Here is a 15,509-nt window from a genome sequence, read left to right on the forward strand (position 1 = left end):
TGGCGGGGTCCGGGGCGCGCAGCCCCGGGTTTCGAACCCATAGGCCCGGCGAGGCCGGACCTATGGGTTCGACAGCAGGGCTCTGCCCTGCACCCGCGAAAGGTCTCGACCTTTCGAAACCAGGACCTTCGCGCTCAGTCCTCGTCGCGACGCTCCTTGCGAAGACGCTCCCAATGGGCGAGGCGGTCGCGGTAGCGGCTCTCCATGCCCCGCTCCGTCGGCGCGTAGAAATGCTGCCGGCCCAGCCGCTCCGGCCAGTAATCCTGGCCCGAGAAGGCGTCGGGCTCGTCGTGGTCGTAGCGGTAGCCCTCGCCGTAGCCCATGCGCTTCATCAGCTTGGTCGGCGCGTTGAGGATGGTGCGCGGCGGCGGCAGCGAGCCCGCCGCCTTCGCGACGCGGGTGGCCGCCTTGTAGGCCTCGTAGACCGCGTTCGATTTCGGCGCGCAGGCGAGGTAGACGGTGACCTGAGCGAGCGCCAGCTCGCCCTCCGGGCTCCCCAGGAAGTCGAAGGCGTCCTTGGCGGCGGTGGCGACGACGAGCGCCTGCGGGTCGGCGAGCCCGATATCCTCCACCGCCATCCGCACGAGGCGGCGGGCGATGAACAGGCGGTCCTCGCCGCCGTCGAGCATGCGGCAGAGATAGTACAGCGCCGCGTCGGGGTCCGAGCCCCGCACGGTCTTATGCAGGGCGCTGATCAGGTTGTAGTGCCCCTCCTGCGCCTTGTCGTAGATCGGCGCCCGGCGCTGCACGATCTCCTGCAGCGTCTCGGCGTCGAGCGTCTCGCCGGGCCGGGCCGAGCGCCAGACCTCCTCGGAGAGGGTGAGCGCGGCCCGCCCGTCCCCATCCGCCATGCGCACCAGCACGCCGCGGGCCTCCTCGTCGAGCGGCAGGGCCTGCCCCGTCAGCGCCTCGGCGCGGGCCAGCAGCTTGGCCACCGCCGCGTCGTCCAGGCTGCGGAACAGCAGGACGCGCGCGCGCGACAGCAGCGCCGCGTTCAGCTCGAAGGACGGGTTCTCGGTGGTGGCGCCGACGAGCGTCACCGTGCCGTCCTCCATCACCGGCAGGAAGGCGTCGAGCTGGGCCCGGTTGAAGCGGTGGATCTCGTCGACGAAGAGCAGCGTGCCCTGCCCGCCCTGGCGGCGCCTGCGCGCGGCCTCGAACACCTTGCGCAGGTCCGGCACGCCCGAGAAGATCGCCGAGATCTGCTCGAAATGCAGGTCGGTCTGGTCGGCGAGCAGCCGCGCCACCGTGGTCTTGCCGGTGCCGGGCGGTCCCCAGAAGATCAGCGAGCCGAGGCTCTTGGAGCGCAGGAGCCGGGTCAGCGCCCCGTCCGGCCCCGTCAGGTGCTCCTGGCCCACGACCTCGTCGAGCCGGGCCGGGCGCAGACGGTCGGCGAGCGGACGGGGGGCGTCGGGATTGCGCGGCTGCGGTGCCGGTTCGGCGGAGGCGAAGAGGTCGGACATCGCCGCATGAACACCGGCGGCGGGCGGGCCGGCAAGCCCGCGCCGCCGCCAATCCCCTGCCGCCCCTACCCGCCGAAGACCGAGGTCAGCACCTCGCCGCCGCGGTTGATCGCGACCTCCCACATGTTCATCGGGGCGCGGGTCAGGCGCTCGATATCCTTGGTCGTGGTCACGGGAGCGCCGTTGATCGCCAGCACCATATCGCCCTTGCGCAGGCCGGCGCGGGCGGCGATCGAGTTGTCCTCCACCGCCTGGACGGTCACGCCGTCGCTCGGGAAGTCCGCCTGCATCTCCTCGGCGACCGCCGGCGAGGTGTTGACGAAGGTGGCCCCGAGGAACGGCGAGCGGGTGCGCACCTTCACGGGCTCGCGCGGGCGCGTCTCGGGGGCGGGCCCGAGCTTCACCGGCAGGCTGATCCGGCTGGTGCCGCGCAGGACGCCGAACTTGGTCTGGCCCTCGATGCCCTTGAGGGCGAAGCGGTAGCCGAAGGCCTCCGGGTCGTCCACGACCTGGCCGTCGACCGAGAGGATCAGGTCGCCGCGCTTGAGTCCGGCCTCTTCGGCCGGGCTCTTCGGGGCGAGGTTGGCCACCAGCACGCCGGTCGGGTGGTCGAGGCCCATGCTCTCGGCGATGTCGGGCGTCACGTTCTGCACGCGCGCGCCGAGCCAGGGCCGGCGCACGGTGCTCGCCCCGCCCTTGGCCGAGTCGACCACCGCCTTGACCATGCTGGCGGGGATCGCGAAGCCGATGCCGTGGCTGCCGCCGGACTGCGAGTAGATCGCCGTGTTGATGCCGACGAGCCGGCCCTGGAGATCGACCAGCGCGCCGCCCGAGTTGCCCGGATTGATCGCGGCGTCCGTCTGGATGAAGAACTGGTAGTCCGACGAGCCGACCTGGGTGCGGGCGAGCGCCGAGACGATGCCCTGCGTCACCGTCTGGCCGACGCCGAACGGGTTGCCGATCGCCATCACGAAGTCGCCGACCTCGAGCGACTCCGAATCGCCGAACGGCATCGCGATCAGGCCGCCCGAGGGGTTCTTGATCTTGATCACCGCGAGGTCCGTGCGGGGGTCGCGCAGCACGATCTGGGCCTCGAACTCGCGCTTGTCGGCGAGCGCGACCCGCACCTCGTTCATGTTGTCGATGACGTGGTTGTTCGTGATGATCAGCCCGGACTCGTCGAGGATGACGCCGGAGCCGAGCGAGCGCTGCGCCCGCTCGCCGGGCAGGCCGCGGGGCCCGCGCCCGCCGCTCTCCTCGCCGAAGAAGCGGCGCATGAACTCCTCCATGGCGTTCGCCCGCGCGTTCGAGCGCTTCTCGACATGGGAGGCGTAGACGTTGACCACGGAGGGCGAGGCCCGCTTCACCACGGGCGCGAAGGAGAGCTGCACCTCGCCCCGGCTCTGCGGGACGGGCTTGGTCGCGAGGCTCTCCTTGGCGGCGTAGGGCTCGGGCGTCTTCTGGGCGTGTGCCGCCTGGGTGAGCGTCGCGAGGGCGACGGCGGCGCTGAGGATGGGCGCAAGGGTGCGAGGCATGCAGGGCTCCGGTCCGGGACCGCACGCGACGGCCGCGGGGCGAGGCGCGCAGCGAAGGCGCGTCCCGCGGCCGGATCGCTCTGGTCGTATCGGGCGCTCTTATCGCGCCCGGATGTGGCGGGCGAGAGGCTTGTTCAGGCCCGCAGGAACGCGATGAGGTCGGCGGTCAGGCGCTCGGCATGGGTGAAGGGCACGGCGTGCGGCGCGTCCTCGTAGGCGATGAAGCGCGCGCCCGGGATCGCGGCCGCGGCGGCCCGGCCCGAGATATCGACCGGCACGGTCTGGTCGGCGTCCCCGTGGATCACCAGCGTCGGCACCTTGATGTGCGCGAGGTCGGCGCGGAAATCCGTCTCGCCGAAGGCCCGCACGCACGCGACCGTGGCCTTGGGCGAGGCCAGCATGGCGAGGTTGCCGGTCCAGGCGATGAGCTCGCTGGAGGACGGCGAGGAGAACACGCCGACGCCGAAGAAGGTCTTGGCGAAGTTCGCCAGGAAGTGCGGACGGTCCGTCTTCAGACCCGCGATCATCCCGTCGAAGACGGAGCGATCGACGCCGTCCGGGTTGTCGGCGGTCTTCAGCAGGTAGGGCGGGACGGCCGAGACCAGCACGGCCTTCGCGACGCGCGCGCCGCCGTGACGGGCCATGTAGCGGGCGATCTCGCCGCCGCCCATCGAGAAGCCGACCAGGGCGACGTCCTGTAGGTCGAGCCGGTCGAGGACCGCCTTCAGGTCGTCCGCGAAGGTGTCGTAGTCGTAGCCCGTCCAGGGCTGGTCCGAGCGTCCGAAGCCCCGCCGGTCGTACGCGACCGTGCGGAAGCCCGCCTCGGTCAGCGCCGGCTGCTGGTACTCCCACATGTCCGCGTCGAGCGGCCAGCCGTGGATCAGCACGACGGGCCGCCCGCTGCCCCAGTCCTTGACGTAGAGCCGTGTCCCGTCGCCGGTCTCGATGAACGCCATCGCGTCCCCTCCCCTCTGGCCAGATCAGACGGGGGAAGTCGGCTCGGACCGGAACGTTCCGGCCGGGGCGAGGGCGCGGCCGCAGTTCAGGCGGCCTGCGTCTGGCGGACGGCGCGGCGCCGCTTCGGTGCCTCGGCGACGGGGGCGGGCTCGGATACCGACGGGGACGACGCCTCGGGCTCCGGCGCCCGGCGCCGCTGCTGGCCGAGGCCGAGGGCGCGGGCGAGTTCCGAGCGCTGCTCGGAGTAGCTCGCGCTCGTCATCGGATAGTCCCGCGGCAGGCCCCACTTCTCGCGGTAGGCCTCGGGGGTCAGGCCCCGCAGGGTGAGGTGGCGGCGCAGCGTCTTGTAGGGCTTGCCGTCCTCGAAGCTGACGAGGTGCTCGTGCGTGATCGAGCGGCGGATCTCCTGCGGCGTCGGCTTCGGCGGTCCGGCGTCGGCCGTATCGCTGCGTCCGACAAGGCCCGACAGGGCCGCGTGCACCGTGCCGAGCAGGTTCGGCAGATCGCCGCTCTGGGCGTGGTTGTTGCTGACATAGGCGGAGACGATCTCCGCGGCGAGCGCGAGGAGGCGTGTCGTGTCAATCTCAGGTTCTGTCATGTCGCGATGTCCCGCCTTCTGGTCTGTTCAGATCACCGCAGACCGAAAGTCCCGTTTCGCCGTTCGGCGTGGCGATACAATCCAATCCGCCGTAAGCGTCAAGTGAAAACTTCAATCGTACGTAGCAAAATGCGTCCGAGTCGGTTCTGATCATCGTCGGATCTGAGATCTATGAGCGAATTTTGCTCATTCTGCCCGCGCCGGCTGCGGCGCCGGGCGACAACTGCACCGCCCGCGCGGCGTACCTCATCCAGCGCTCGGCCGTCCCGCCGGCGGGCCGCGGATGCTCGCCGCGGCGGCGGTGTGCGGACATGCCGACGCGCGCAGGCCCGGCGCCCCTGCGGGGGCGCCGGGCCTTGAGAGGGCCTGCTTGTCGGAGGGGCTTGCGGGTGACGGCTCAGCCGTCGAGGCCGAGCATCAGCCCGATATTCTGCACGGCGGCGCCCGAGGCGCCCTTGCCGAGATTGTCCAGCCGCGCCACCAGCACCGCTTGGGCGTGCGTGTCCGAGCCGAAGACGCGCAGTTCCAGCCGGTCGGTGTCGTTGAGCGCCTCCGGCGCGATGCGCTCGCGGTGCCCGCCCTCCTCGGCGCCCGTCACCACGCGCACGAGCGCGCGTTCGGCGTACCAGTCGGCGAGCGCGGCCTCGAGATCGCCCGCCGCGGGTCGGCTCGGCAGCGCCTCGAGATGGAGCGGGATACTCACCAGCATGCCCTGGCGGAAGTTGCCGACCGAGGGGATGAAGATGGGGCGGCGGGTCAGGCCGCAATAGGTCTGCGTCTCCGGCAGGTGCTTGTGGCCGAAGCCGAGGCCGTAGAGCAGGAAGGGCTCGGCCTCGCCCGCCTCGTAGCGCTCGATCATGCCCTTGCCGCCGCCGCTGTAGCCGCTGACCGCGTTGATGCTGATCGGGAAATCCGCCGGGATCAGGCCGCCCTCGACGAGCGGGCGCAGGAGCGCGATGGCGCCCGTGGGATAGCAGCCCGGGTTGGCGACGCGCCGTGCCGCGGCGATCACCCGATCCTGCGCGCGGGTGAGTTCGGGGAAGCCGTAGGCCCAGCCCGGGCTGACCCGGTGGGCGGTGCTGGCATCGAGGATCTTCGGACCGCCCTCCGGCAGACCGTCGGCGAGCGCCACGGTCTCCTTCGCGGCGTCGTCGGGCAGGCACAGGACGACGAGATCGACCTCCGCCAGGAGCGCGCGCTTGACCGCGGCGTCCTTGCGGCTCTCGTGCGGGATGCTGCGGAGCTCGACCCGGCCGTCGCGCTCCAGGCGTTCGCGGATGCCGAGGCCCGTCGTGCCCGCCTCGCCATCGATGAAGACCGTCGGCCGCGCGCCCGCATTCGCCATGGCAGTGGATTCTCCCGAAGCCGCGGGCGCCGGATGCAACCGCTGCGCCGCGGGAGGTGGCCGGTCACCGCCGCCGTGTCAATGGAGGTTGCGTGACGGTCGCCGTCCACAGGCCCCGCAATGGCGCTGGAACATGAGTTCCGGGCCGCCTGTTGTCCGCCAAACCTGATGGAGCGGACGATCATGTCTGGAACCGCGAAGAAGACCGATCCCAAACTCTGGGAGAAGGTGAAGACCGACGTCACCAAATCGTCGAAGGGTGGCAAGCCCGGCCAGTGGTCGGCCCGCAAGGCGCAGATGGCCACCGCCGAGTACAAGAAGGAGGGTGGCGGCTACAAAGGCAAGAAGAGCGAGGACAACCACCTCAAGCAGTGGACCGACGAGGAGTGGGGTACGAAGTCCGGCAAGGAGAGCGGCAAGACCGGCGAGCGCTACCTGCCGAAGAAGGCCCGCGAGAAGCTCACGGACGGCGAGTACAAGCGCAGTACCGCCAAGAAGCGCGCCGACAGCGCGGAGGGCAAGCAGTTCTCGAAGCAGCCGAAGGACGTGGCCAAGAAGACCGCATCCGCCCGCAAGACCGGCAAGGCGAGCAAGACCGGCTCAAAATCCGAGACGACGAAGGCCGAACTGATGAAGAAGGCCCGGGCCCAGAACGTCGCCGGCCGCTCGAAGATGTCCAAGGCCGAGCTGGAGCGGGCGGTCCACGCCTGAGGCGCGCCGGCCTGAAACGAGAAAGGGCGGCTCCTCGCGGAGCCGCCCTCGACCGATCCGGAGACCGGGTGAAATTTAGCGCTTCGAGAACTGGAAGCTGCGGCGGGCCTTGGCGCGGCCGTACTTCTTGCGCTCGACGACGCGGGCGTCGCGGGTGAGGAAGCCCTCGCGCTTGAGCGGGCCGCGCAGCTCCGGCTCGTAGTAGGTCAGCGCCTTCGAGAGGCCGTGGCGCACCGCGCCGGCCTGGCCCGAGAGGCCGCCGCCGGCGACCGTGACGACGATGTCGTACTGATCGACCCGGCCCGCGACCTGCAGCGGCTGGCGCAGGATCATGCGCAGCACCGGACGGGCGAAGTAGGTCTCGACCGGGCGCTTGTTGACCGTGATCTGGCCGGAGCCGGGCTTGATCCAGACGCGGGCGACCGCGTCCTTGCGCTTGCCGGTGGCGTAGGCGCGGCCCTGCGCGTCCAGCTTCTGGACGTGGACGGGCGCCTCGTTCTGGGCGTCGGAGCCGCCGGCGTTCGACCGGTTGAGATCGGCGAGGGACTGAAGGGTCGCCATGATCAAGCGCTCACGTTCTTGCGGTTGAGGGCGCCGACGTCGAACGTCTGCGGCTGCTGGGCTTCGTGCGGGTGCTGGGCGCCCTTGTAGACGCGCAGGTTGCCGAGGATCTGGCGGAAGAGCGGGCCGCGCGGCAGCATGCGCTCGACGGCCTTCTCGACGACGCGCTCGGGGAAGCGGCCCTCGAGGATGAACTTGGCCGTGCGCTCCTTGATGCCGCCCGGGTAGCCCGTGTGGTGGAAGTAGCTCTTCTGGGTGTACTTCCGGCCGGTGAACTTCACCTTGTCGGCGTTGATGACGATGACGTTGTCGCCGCAATCGACGTGGGGGGTGTAGGCGGCCTTGTGCTTTCCGCGCAGGCGCATTGCCACGATCGAGGCGAGACGACCCACGACGAGGCCCTCCGCGTCGATCACGATCCACTTCTTGTCGACGTCGGCGGGCTTCAGCGATGTGGTCTTCATGGCCAAGTCCCGTGGCGTGAGGGGTTTCGTGAAAATGAGGCGCCGCCGCGTGGGGACGCGGCGGCGATGGCGGGTGCATAGCGGCAGGCAGGCCCGAGGTCAATGACTTTCTGGGCGTGGATTTTCGAGAAAGTTCAGTCTCCGAAGTCACTTAGTTATCAAGGTATCAGGATACCGTATGATTCCGCGCTCAGGGTCCGCGCGAATCGATCGTCAGCTTCTGCACGCCCTTGGCGAGCTTCGGCCTGCGGGCGCTGATGATGCGTGAGTTGACGCCGCTCCAGCCGATCTCGCCGGAGAGCCGGCCGTACTCGATCTTCGGGCAGCGGTTCATGATCACCGTGAGCCCGCGCGCCTCGGCGCGGGCGGCGGCCGCGTCGTCGCGCACGCCGAGCTGCATCCAGATCACCCGCGGCGGATGCGGCAGGGCCAGCGCCTCGTCCACCAGCGGGCCGGCCGCCGCGCTGTTGCGGAAGATCTCGACCATGTCGACGGGCTCGGCCAGCTCCGCGAGGCTGGCGACCACGCGGCGTCCTAGAAGCTCCTGCCCGGCGAGCCCCGGATTGACCGGCGTCACCGCGTAGCCGCGGTCGATCAGGTACTTGAGCACGATCCAGCTCGGCCGCGCCGGGTTCGCGGAGGCGCCGACGAGCGCGATGCTGCGGGTTTCGCGCAGGATGCGGCGGATCTCGGCGTCGGGGTAGGTGTCGTGGCGGGAGGAGTGAGGATCGGTCGCTGCGGTCATGGACTACCTATCAGGGCGGTACACGCGGTCAGCGCTCCGGTCCGCCGTTCCTTCCACATAGGCGATCGCCTGCCAAAGGCCGCGTCGGATGTTGTCGGCAACGGTGCTCATGGCGTTCTCTGCTTCGGCGGGTTCACGCATCGCGGGCGGACACCCGCTCCGCTCTCCCTCCCCACTCTGCGGGAGAGGGTGACGGTCGGGACGAAGTCCCGCAGAGAGGGGAGCCCGGTTTCCAGCGCGGGCGCGGCCTTCATGCAGGGCACCGACCCACCTTGAAGCGCTCACCCCTCTCCCGACCCGGCCTGACGGCCGGCCCACCATCCCCCGCTGAGGGGGGAGGGAGAGCGTGGTGGGTGTCCGCAGGCGATGTGTGCAACCGGTCGCTCGAGCAGGACAGTCAATCCGGAGCGATTCTCGCTCTGTCGTCGCAACCGCTCGAACGGACCCCGCATCAATCGAGGCTGGTCCACCCGGAGAAGCCCTCCAACGGTTCCTGGTCGTAGCGCGCCATCAGGGCGTCCATCGCGGCCTCGTCGCCGAGGCGATTCGTGGCGGCGAGCTCGGCCAGCCCCTCGAAGAAGCCTTCCCGTTCCAGGGCGGGGGTGAAGCTCAGGGTGAAGCAGACCGGCGCCTCGCCGCGGTTGGCGAAGGCGTGCGGCTGGCCGGGCGGGATCAGCACGAAGTCGCCGGGGCCGAGCTCCAGCGTGTGGCCCTCGATCCGCACGGTGAGGCGGCCGGCATGGACCTCGAAGGTCTCGGTGAGCCGGGCGTGGCGGTGGAGGCCGGCGCCGGGCGAGCGGGGCGCCAGCTCCACCCGGTAGATGCCGAGGGCGTCCCGCGTCGCCCCGCTGCGCGCGAGGTAGTGCACCCGCATGCCCCCGATCGTGACGTTGGGAGCTCCTCCTGTGCGATAGACCTGACCCATGGCGGCATCTCTCCCGACCGTCGGATCACGATGATGTGGGGCGCTGCCGGGCCAAAAGAAAACCCCGCGCGGCGGTTGCCGCGCGGGGTCGGAGATCCGGACCGATGCCGGTGTTACTCGGCGGCGACCTTATGGGCCTGGCTGCCGTCCGTGTAGGTCTCGGGCGTCAGGCGCTTGCCCGGGGCGGCGCGGCCCGGCAGCGGCGGCAGGGCACGGGCCTTCTCCAGGTCGATGCCCGCGCCCTCGGCGACGCGGCGGCCGTAATCCTCGTCCGCGTGGAGGAAGTGCCAGACCATCCGGAGCTGGATGGGCTCGGGGCACTGCTTCATGTCGGCCACGAGGTTGGCGATCAGGTCGTCGCGCTCCCAATCCTCGAAGGAGCGATAGCGCACGCCCGCCTGGGTGTAGTCGTCCTCGGTGCGCGAGGTCTGGTAGCGGCCGAGATTGCCCGTGACCGGCTGGTGGTAGTCCTTCGCGGGCTTCGGGGCCTCGCGCAGACCCTCGGCCAGGGTCGAGGGCTCGTAGTTGATGTGCCGGTTGGGGCCGGTGCCGTCGACGCCGTAGGTCATCTGGCCGTCGCGCTGGTTCGAGTAGACCTTCACGCCGGGCTGCGGCGCGTTGATCGGCAGCTGCAGGTAGTTGGCGCCGACGCGGTAGCGCTGCGTGTCCGAGTAGGACAGGGTGCGGCCCTGCAGCATCTTGTCGTCCGAGAAGTCGATGCCGTCGACCAGCACGCCCGTGCCGAAGGCCGACTGCTCGACCTCCGCGAAGAAGTTGTCGGGCACCCGGTCCAGCACCATGCGGCCGCAGGGCAGCAGCGGGAACTGGTCGACCGGCCACAGCTTCGTGTCGTCGAGCGGGTCGAACGAGAGGTGGTCGTTCGGGCCGTCCGGCATGATCTGCACCGCGAACTCCCACTCGGGGAAGTTGCCGGCCTGGATGTTGTCGTAGAGGTCGCGCGTGGCGTGGCCGACATCCTTGCCCTGGATCTCGGCGGCCTGGGCCGAGGTCAGGTTGCGGACGCCCTGCTTCGGGATCCAGTGGAACTTGCAGAGCACCGCCTCGCCCTGGTCGTTGACCAGCTTGTAGGTGTTGACGCCCGAGCCCTCCATCTCGCGGTAGTTGGCCGGGATGCCCCAGGGCGACTTCAGGTGCGTCACCATGTGGATCGACTCGGGGTGCTGGGCCACGAAGTCGAAGAAGCGCCACGCCTCCTGGCGGTTCGTCACCGGATCCGGCTTGAACGCGTGGATCATGTCGGGGAACTTGATCGCGTCGCGGATGAAGAAGACCTTGAGGTTGTTGCCCACGAGGTCCCAGTTGCCCTCGACGGTCTTGAATTTCACCGCGAAGCCGCGCGGGTCGCGCTCGGTCTCAGGCGACTCCTTGGCGCCGGCCACCGTCGAGAAGCGCACGAACATCGGCGTCTTCACGCCGGTCTCGTTCAGCACGCGGGCGCGGGTGTACTTGGAGGCCGGCTCGTCGCCGATCCGGCCGTAGGCCTCGAAGTAGCCGTGGGCGCCGGCGCCGCGGGCGTGCACCACGCGCTCGGGGATCCGCTCGCGGTCGAAATGGGTGATCTTCTCGATGAACTGGTAGTTCTCGAGGGTCGCCGGGCCCCGCTCGCCGACCGTGCGCGTGCTCTGGTTGTCACGGACCGGGTGGCCCTGGCGGGTGGTCAGGATCGGGCGTTGATCGCTCATGCGTACCGTCTCTCCTCGCAATGAAGGGCTCTGCCGGGCAACGCGGCCAAACTGGAACCGTTCTGGCGTGGGGTTATGAACCCCGCATGACCCCGAGGCAAATGCATCGTCACAAAGGCTGTGATAGACACGATCTATGAACCTCTCCGGCCTGTCGCTGCGCGACCTCGAATACGTCGTCGCTGTCGCCGAGGAGGGCCATTTCGGCCGCGCGGCGGAACGCTGCAGCGTGAGCCAGCCGACGCTCTCGGTGCAGGTGCGCAAGCTGGAGACCGCGCTCGGGCTCGTCCTGTTCGAGCGCTCGAACCGGCGCGTCCTCATGACCGCGGCCGGTCAGGTCATCGTGCGGCAGGCCCGCACGGTGCTGGGCGAGGCCCAGCGCCTCCTGGCCCTCGCCACGGAGGGGCGCGGCGCGCCGCTGACCGGGCGGCTGGTGCTCGCCGCGATCCAGACGCTCGGGCCCTACTATTTCCCGCTCGTGCTGCGCCTGCTGCGCCAGGAATTCCCGCTGCTCTCGCTGGCGCTCAGCGAGGCGCGCACCGCCGAGATCCTCGACGGCCTGCGCGACGGGCGCGTCGATGCCGCCCTCGTCTCCCTGCCGGTGCCGACGGGCGGGCTCACCGTCTCGCCGCTCTTCGTGGAGCCGTTCTGGCTGGCCTGCCCGGCCGAGCACCCGCTCGCCCAGGGCGGCGCCCTGCGGGCGACCGACATCGCCGGGCCCGACCTCCTCCTCCTCGACGAGGGCAATTGCCTGCGCGACCAGACCGTGGCGGCCTGCGGTGCGGGGAGTTCGGCCGGCCGGCACGCGACGAGCCTCGAGACCCTGCGCTCGATGGTGGCCGCGGGCGCGGGCTACACGCTGCTGCCGGCGCTCGCCGTGCCGTCGGGGCCTGATCCGAGCGGGCTCACGGTGACGCGCGGCTTCGACGCGGACGGGCCCGGCCGCACCATCGCGCTCGCGTGGCGGTCGAGCGATCCGCGCGCGGCGGGGCTCGCGCATCTCGCCGCCTTCTTCCGGGCGCACGCGCCGCCCGCCACCGCGGCCTGCCGCGACGACGCGGCGCCTCCGTCATCCGAGCCGCCCCTGCGCAACCGTGACAGGCGGGCCGAAGCGGTGTAGCGCCACGCTTCACCAGACACCCGGCGCGCCGGGCATCGCGTCCGGCCGGGATCGCCGTGTCAAAGCTCCGATCACTCTTCCGCGCGGTCGCGCTGTGGGGCGCGCTCGTCGCCGCCTCCGCGCTCCTGGCCTTCGGCCTGTACCGCGCGCAGTTCCCCGCCGCCCTGCTCGTCGGGCCGATGCTCGCGGCGATCGCCTTCGGCGTCGGCGGCGCCGGGATCGGGGTGCCGCGCACGGCCTTCATGGCCGCGCAGGCCCTGATCGGCTGCCTCGTGGCGCACGCGGTCACCGGCAGCATCGTCGCGACCCTGCGGGCGGACGGCCTCATCATCGTCGCCGTGGTGCTGGTCACGGTCCTGGCCGGGGGCGTGGTCGGCTGGGCGCTCACGCGCCTGCGCGTCCTGCCCGGCACCACGGCGGCCTGGGGCTCCTCGCCCGGGGGCGCCGCCGCCATGGTGGCGATGTCGGAGCAGTTCGGGGCCGATCCGCGCCTCGTCGCCTTCATGCAGTATGTCCGCGTCGTCGCCGTGGTGCTCACCGCCTCCCTGGTGACGCGGCTCCTCGTCTCCGCACCCGCGGCCCCCTCCCCGTCCGGCGCCGAGAGCGTGGGCGCGCTCTCGACCCTCGCCACCCTCGCGGTCGCCGCCCTTGGCGCCGCGGCGGCCCTCGCGCTGCGGCTGCCGGCCGGCGCGCTGATCGGCCCGATGATCCTGGGCGCCGTTCTCCACGCGACGGGGCTCGCCACGATGGCGCTGCCCGCGCCCCTCCTCGACCTCGCCTATGCGGGGATCGGCTGGTACGTCGGCCTGCGCTTCACCCGGGAGACGCTCGGCGTGACGCTTCGGGCGCTGCCGGGCATCCTGGTCGCGACCTTCGCGGTGATCTTGCTCTGCGGCGGCTGGGCCTGGGCGCTCACCCACATCCTGGCGATCGACTTCCTCACCGCCTTCCTGGCCACCAGCCCGGGCGGCCTCGATTCGGTGGCGATCATCGCGGTCGGCACCCATGCCGACGTCTCCTTCGTGCTCGCGGTGCAGACGCTCCGGCTCTTCGTGGTGCTCGTCACGGGGCCCCTGCTCGCCAAGTGGATCACCCGCGCCGTCCCCGAGAGGTCTGCCTGATGGGTGCGATCGTCGTCGCGTTCCTCAATTCCTGGCGGGGCCTGCGCCACGGCGCCCGCACCGAGCGGGCGGTGCGCCAGGAACTCGCGCTGCTCATCCTCGGCGTGCCGGTCGCCCTGGTGCTGGGCGCCACCCTCTGGGTGAAGGTCGCGCTCGTCGCGAGCCTGCTCCTGATGCTCGCCGCCGAGTTCCTGAACACCGCGCTTGAGAAGCTCTGCGACCACCTGCATCCCGGACGCCACCCGGCGATCGGCACCGTGAAGGACCTCGCCTCGGCGGGTGCCTTCCTGGCCCAGATGATCGCGGCGCTCGTCTGGATCGCGGCGCTGATCGAGCGGCTCTCGTAGGGGCCGCCCCAGGCGCCGGTATCGAAACCAGCCAATTGCTCCCGGCTTCTCCGCACCTTCTCCCGGACGCCCGGAGCGTCAGCGGAGGGTGATCCGGGACACAGCACGGAAAGGCGCGAAGCGTCCGAACGCTGCGCAGGTGCATGAGATCGAGTGCATGAGATCGAGCCGCTTCGCGGCACTCCATCCGCTGGATCCCGGATCACCTTCCACTCCGTTGCAGGCGTCCGGGAAAGGGGCGGTGTTCCGTCCGGTAGCGTCGGCGACGCCGGCGGCGAACTCATACCCGCCCGGACGGCGGCGCGCTCGCATCTCGGGCCCCAAGGGTCTATCTGCCGGTACAGAACAGTCTCCGCAGCACCGGCGAGCCCGTGACCGACTACATCCGCAAGATCCTCACCGCCCGCGTCTACGACGTGGCGATCGAGAGCCCGCTCGATCCGATGCCGCGGCTGACCGCGCGCCTCGGACGACCGGTCCTGCTCAAGCGCGAGGACCTGCAGCCGGTCTTCTCGTTCAAGCTGCGGGGCGCCTACAACAAGATGTCGGGGCTCACCCGTGAGCAGCTCGACCGCGGCGTGGTCTGCGCGTCCGCCGGCAACCACGCGCAGGGGGTGGCGCTCGCCGCCGCGAAGCTCGGCGTGCGCGCCGTGATCGTGATGCCCCGCACCACGCCGGCCATCAAGGTCGATGCCTGCCGGGCGCGCGGGGCCGAGGTGGTGCTGCACGGCGACGCCTTCGACGAGGCGCTCGCCGAATCGCGCCGCCTGGAGGCCGAGCACGGCCTGACCTTCCTGCACCCCTTCGACGACGCGGACGTGATCGCCGGCCAGGGCACGATCGGCAAGGAGATCCTGGAGCAGCACACGGGGCCCATCGAGGCGATCTTCGTGCCGATCGGCGGCGGCGGCCTGGCCGCCGGAATCGCGACCTTCGTGAAGTACCTGCGGCCCGGCACCAAGGTGATCGGCGTCGAGCCCGACGACGCCGCCTGCATGGCGGAGGCGCTCAAGGCCGATGCGCGCGTGGTCCTGCCGACAGTCGGCCTCTTCGCGGACGGCGTCGCCGTGCGGCAGGCCGGCGAGGAGACCTTCCGCCTCTGCCGCGAGCATCTCGACGGGGTGATCACGGTCGATACCGACGCGATGTGCGCGGCCGTGAAGGACATCTTCGACGACACCCGCGCGGTCTCCGAGCCCTCCGGGGCGCTCAGTCTCGCCGGCGCCAAGGCCTGGGCCGCCGGGAATCCGGGCGCCGGCACGCTGGTGGCGATCTCGTCGGGGGCCAACCTCAACTTCGACCGGCTGCGCCACATCGCCGAGCGCGCCGAGATCGGCGAGGAGCGCGAGATCCTGATCGGCGTCACGATCCCGGAACGCCCCGGCGCCTACCGGGCCTTCATCCAGGCGCTGGGCCCGCGCGCGATCACCGAGTTCAACTACCGCTACGCGAAGGGCGCGGACGCCCAGATCTTCGTCGGCATCAATCTATCGGGCGGCAAGCCCGAGAAGCGGGCGCTGATCGCGGGGCTGCAGGACGGCGGCTACCGCGTGCTCGACATGAGCGACAACGAGATGGCCAAGGTCCATGTCCGCTACATGGTGGGCGGCCGGGCGCTGGGACTGGCCGACGAGCGGCTCTACCGCTTCCAGTTCCCGGAGCGGCCGGGCGCGCTGCTGCGCTTCCTCGAGGCGCTCGGCGAGGACTTCAACATCAGCCTGTTCCACTACCGCAACCACGGCGCCGATTACGGCCGGGTGCTCTGCGGCATCGAGGTTCGCCCGGCCGACCGGCCGCGCTTCGACGCGGCGATCGCCGCGCTCGGCTACCCGTGCTTCGACGAGACCGACAACCCGGCCTACCGGCTCTTCCTCGACAACGCCTCGACGACCTCGGCGCTGGCGGCGGAGTAGG

The 15,509-nt window shown here is 70.9% G+C and carries 15 protein-coding genes; 5 read left to right on the plus strand and 10 right to left on the minus strand.

Annotated features, from left to right (window positions below):
- Positions 1-134: 134 nt before the first annotated feature.
- From MFF56_RS16715 to argC, 5 genes are all read right to left on the minus strand, one after another.
- Entirely contained in the window at positions 135-1,463 is a 1,329-nt protein-coding gene (locus MFF56_RS16715) for a replication-associated recombination protein A (protein WP_066918206.1), read from the minus strand.
- A gap of 65 nt (positions 1,464-1,528) precedes the next feature.
- Positions 1,529-2,998 (minus strand): DegQ family serine endoprotease, encoded by a 1,470-nt coding sequence (locus tag MFF56_RS16720; protein WP_066926399.1) that lies wholly within the window; start codon positions 2,996-2,998, stop codon positions 1,529-1,531.
- Positions 2,999-3,132: 134 nt separating this feature from the next.
- Positions 3,133-3,954 (minus strand): alpha/beta fold hydrolase, encoded by an 822-nt coding sequence (locus tag MFF56_RS16725; protein WP_066926400.1) that lies wholly within the window; start codon positions 3,952-3,954, stop codon positions 3,133-3,135.
- An 86-nt stretch (positions 3,955-4,040) separates the two neighbouring features.
- Positions 4,041-4,553 carry a Ros/MucR family transcriptional regulator gene (locus MFF56_RS16730; protein ID WP_238230439.1) on the minus strand — a complete coding sequence of 171 codons (513 nt, stop codon included), beginning with the start codon at positions 4,551-4,553 and terminating at the stop codon, positions 4,041-4,043.
- Between the two features lie 397 nt (positions 4,554-4,950).
- Positions 4,951-5,898, minus strand: a complete 948-nt coding sequence (argC, locus tag MFF56_RS16735) for an N-acetyl-gamma-glutamyl-phosphate reductase (RefSeq protein WP_066924433.1) — start codon at positions 5,896-5,898, stop codon at positions 4,951-4,953.
- A gap of 183 nt (positions 5,899-6,081) precedes the next feature.
- Between argC and MFF56_RS16740 the strand changes: the two genes are divergently transcribed.
- On the plus strand, positions 6,082-6,609 hold the full coding sequence (locus MFF56_RS16740; protein WP_066924435.1) for a DUF5872 domain-containing protein: 528 nt from the start codon (positions 6,082-6,084) through the stop codon (positions 6,607-6,609).
- Between the two features lie 75 nt (positions 6,610-6,684).
- Here MFF56_RS16740 and rpsI read toward each other — a convergent pair whose 3' ends face one another.
- From rpsI to MFF56_RS16765, 5 genes are all read right to left on the minus strand, one after another.
- Positions 6,685-7,170, minus strand: coding sequence for a 30S ribosomal protein S9 (rpsI, locus tag MFF56_RS16745; protein ID WP_066924432.1), 486 nt, complete (start codon positions 7,168-7,170; stop codon positions 6,685-6,687).
- Between the two features lie 2 nt (positions 7,171-7,172).
- Positions 7,173-7,634, minus strand: a complete 462-nt coding sequence (gene rplM, locus MFF56_RS16750) for a 50S ribosomal protein L13 (protein WP_066924431.1) — start codon at positions 7,632-7,634, stop codon at positions 7,173-7,175.
- Positions 7,635-7,824: 190 nt separating this feature from the next.
- On the minus strand, positions 7,825-8,379 hold the full coding sequence (locus MFF56_RS16755) for a CoA-binding protein (RefSeq protein WP_066924430.1): 555 nt from the start codon (positions 8,377-8,379) through the stop codon (positions 7,825-7,827).
- Positions 8,380-8,830: 451 nt separating this feature from the next.
- Complete coding sequence (locus tag MFF56_RS16760) at positions 8,831-9,304, minus strand: cupin domain-containing protein (RefSeq protein WP_066920592.1); 474 nt, start codon at positions 9,302-9,304, stop codon at positions 8,831-8,833.
- A 113-nt stretch (positions 9,305-9,417) separates the two neighbouring features.
- Positions 9,418-11,007 (minus strand): catalase, encoded by a 1,590-nt coding sequence (locus MFF56_RS16765; protein WP_066920594.1) that lies wholly within the window; start codon positions 11,005-11,007, stop codon positions 9,418-9,420.
- A 136-nt stretch (positions 11,008-11,143) separates the two neighbouring features.
- On the opposite strand from MFF56_RS16765, the gene MFF56_RS16770 reads away from it, so the two are divergent.
- From MFF56_RS16770 to ilvA, 4 genes are all read left to right on the plus strand, one after another.
- A complete protein-coding gene (locus MFF56_RS16770) occupies positions 11,144-12,127 on the plus strand; it encodes a LysR substrate-binding domain-containing protein (RefSeq protein WP_066920596.1) in 984 nt (327 codons plus the stop codon).
- Between the two features lie 56 nt (positions 12,128-12,183).
- Positions 12,184-13,248: an AbrB family transcriptional regulator gene (locus MFF56_RS16775; protein ID WP_066920598.1), complete on the plus strand. Its 1,065-nt coding sequence runs from the start codon at positions 12,184-12,186 to the stop codon at positions 13,246-13,248.
- Positions 13,248-13,595 (plus strand): diacylglycerol kinase, encoded by a 348-nt coding sequence (locus MFF56_RS16780; protein ID WP_066920600.1) that lies wholly within the window; start codon positions 13,248-13,250, stop codon positions 13,593-13,595. The genes MFF56_RS16775 and MFF56_RS16780 overlap by 1 nt, the downstream gene beginning before the upstream one ends.
- Before the next feature lie 371 nt (positions 13,596-13,966).
- On the plus strand, positions 13,967-15,508 hold the full coding sequence (gene ilvA / locus MFF56_RS16785) for a threonine ammonia-lyase, biosynthetic (protein ID WP_066920602.1): 1,542 nt from the start codon (positions 13,967-13,969) through the stop codon (positions 15,506-15,508).
- Position 15,509: the final 1 nt, after the last annotated feature.

Source organism: Methylobacterium hispanicum (assembly GCF_022179285.1).
GTDB lineage: Bacteria > Pseudomonadota > Alphaproteobacteria > Rhizobiales > Beijerinckiaceae > Methylobacterium > Methylobacterium hispanicum.

Bases quoted from the DNA above. Each gene is read 5' to 3' on its own strand.
- MFF56_RS16725 (WP_066926400.1), bottom strand. From the start codon at position 3,954: ATGGCGTTCATCGAGACCGGCGACGGGACACGGCTCTACGTCAAGGAC.
- rpsI (WP_066924432.1), bottom strand. From the start codon at position 7,170: ATGGCGACCCTTCAGTCCCTCGCCGATCTCAACCGGTCGAACGCCGGC.
- MFF56_RS16720 (WP_066926399.1), bottom strand. From the start codon at position 2,998: ATGCCTCGCACCCTTGCGCCCATCCTCAGCGCCGCCGTCGCCCTCGCG.
- MFF56_RS16740 (WP_066924435.1), top strand. From the start codon at position 6,082: ATGTCTGGAACCGCGAAGAAGACCGATCCCAAACTCTGGGAGAAGGTG.
- MFF56_RS16765 (WP_066920594.1), bottom strand. From the start codon at position 11,007: ATGAGCGATCAACGCCCGATCCTGACCACCCGCCAGGGCCACCCGGTC.
- MFF56_RS16715 (WP_066918206.1), bottom strand. From the start codon at position 1,463: ATGTCCGACCTCTTCGCCTCCGCCGAACCGGCACCGCAGCCGCGCAAT.
- MFF56_RS16755 (WP_066924430.1), bottom strand. From the start codon at position 8,379: ATGACCGCAGCGACCGATCCTCACTCCTCCCGCCACGACACCTACCCC.
- MFF56_RS16780 (WP_066920600.1), top strand. From the start codon at position 13,248: ATGGGTGCGATCGTCGTCGCGTTCCTCAATTCCTGGCGGGGCCTGCGC.
- argC (WP_066924433.1), bottom strand. From the start codon at position 5,898: ATGGCGAATGCGGGCGCGCGGCCGACGGTCTTCATCGATGGCGAGGCG.
- MFF56_RS16770 (WP_066920596.1), top strand. From the start codon at position 11,144: ATGAACCTCTCCGGCCTGTCGCTGCGCGACCTCGAATACGTCGTCGCT.
- rplM (WP_066924431.1), bottom strand. From the start codon at position 7,634: ATGAAGACCACATCGCTGAAGCCCGCCGACGTCGACAAGAAGTGGATC.
- MFF56_RS16760 (WP_066920592.1), bottom strand. From the start codon at position 9,304: ATGGGTCAGGTCTATCGCACAGGAGGAGCTCCCAACGTCACGATCGGG.
- MFF56_RS16730 (WP_238230439.1), bottom strand. From the start codon at position 4,553: ATGACAGAACCTGAGATTGACACGACACGCCTCCTCGCGCTCGCCGCG.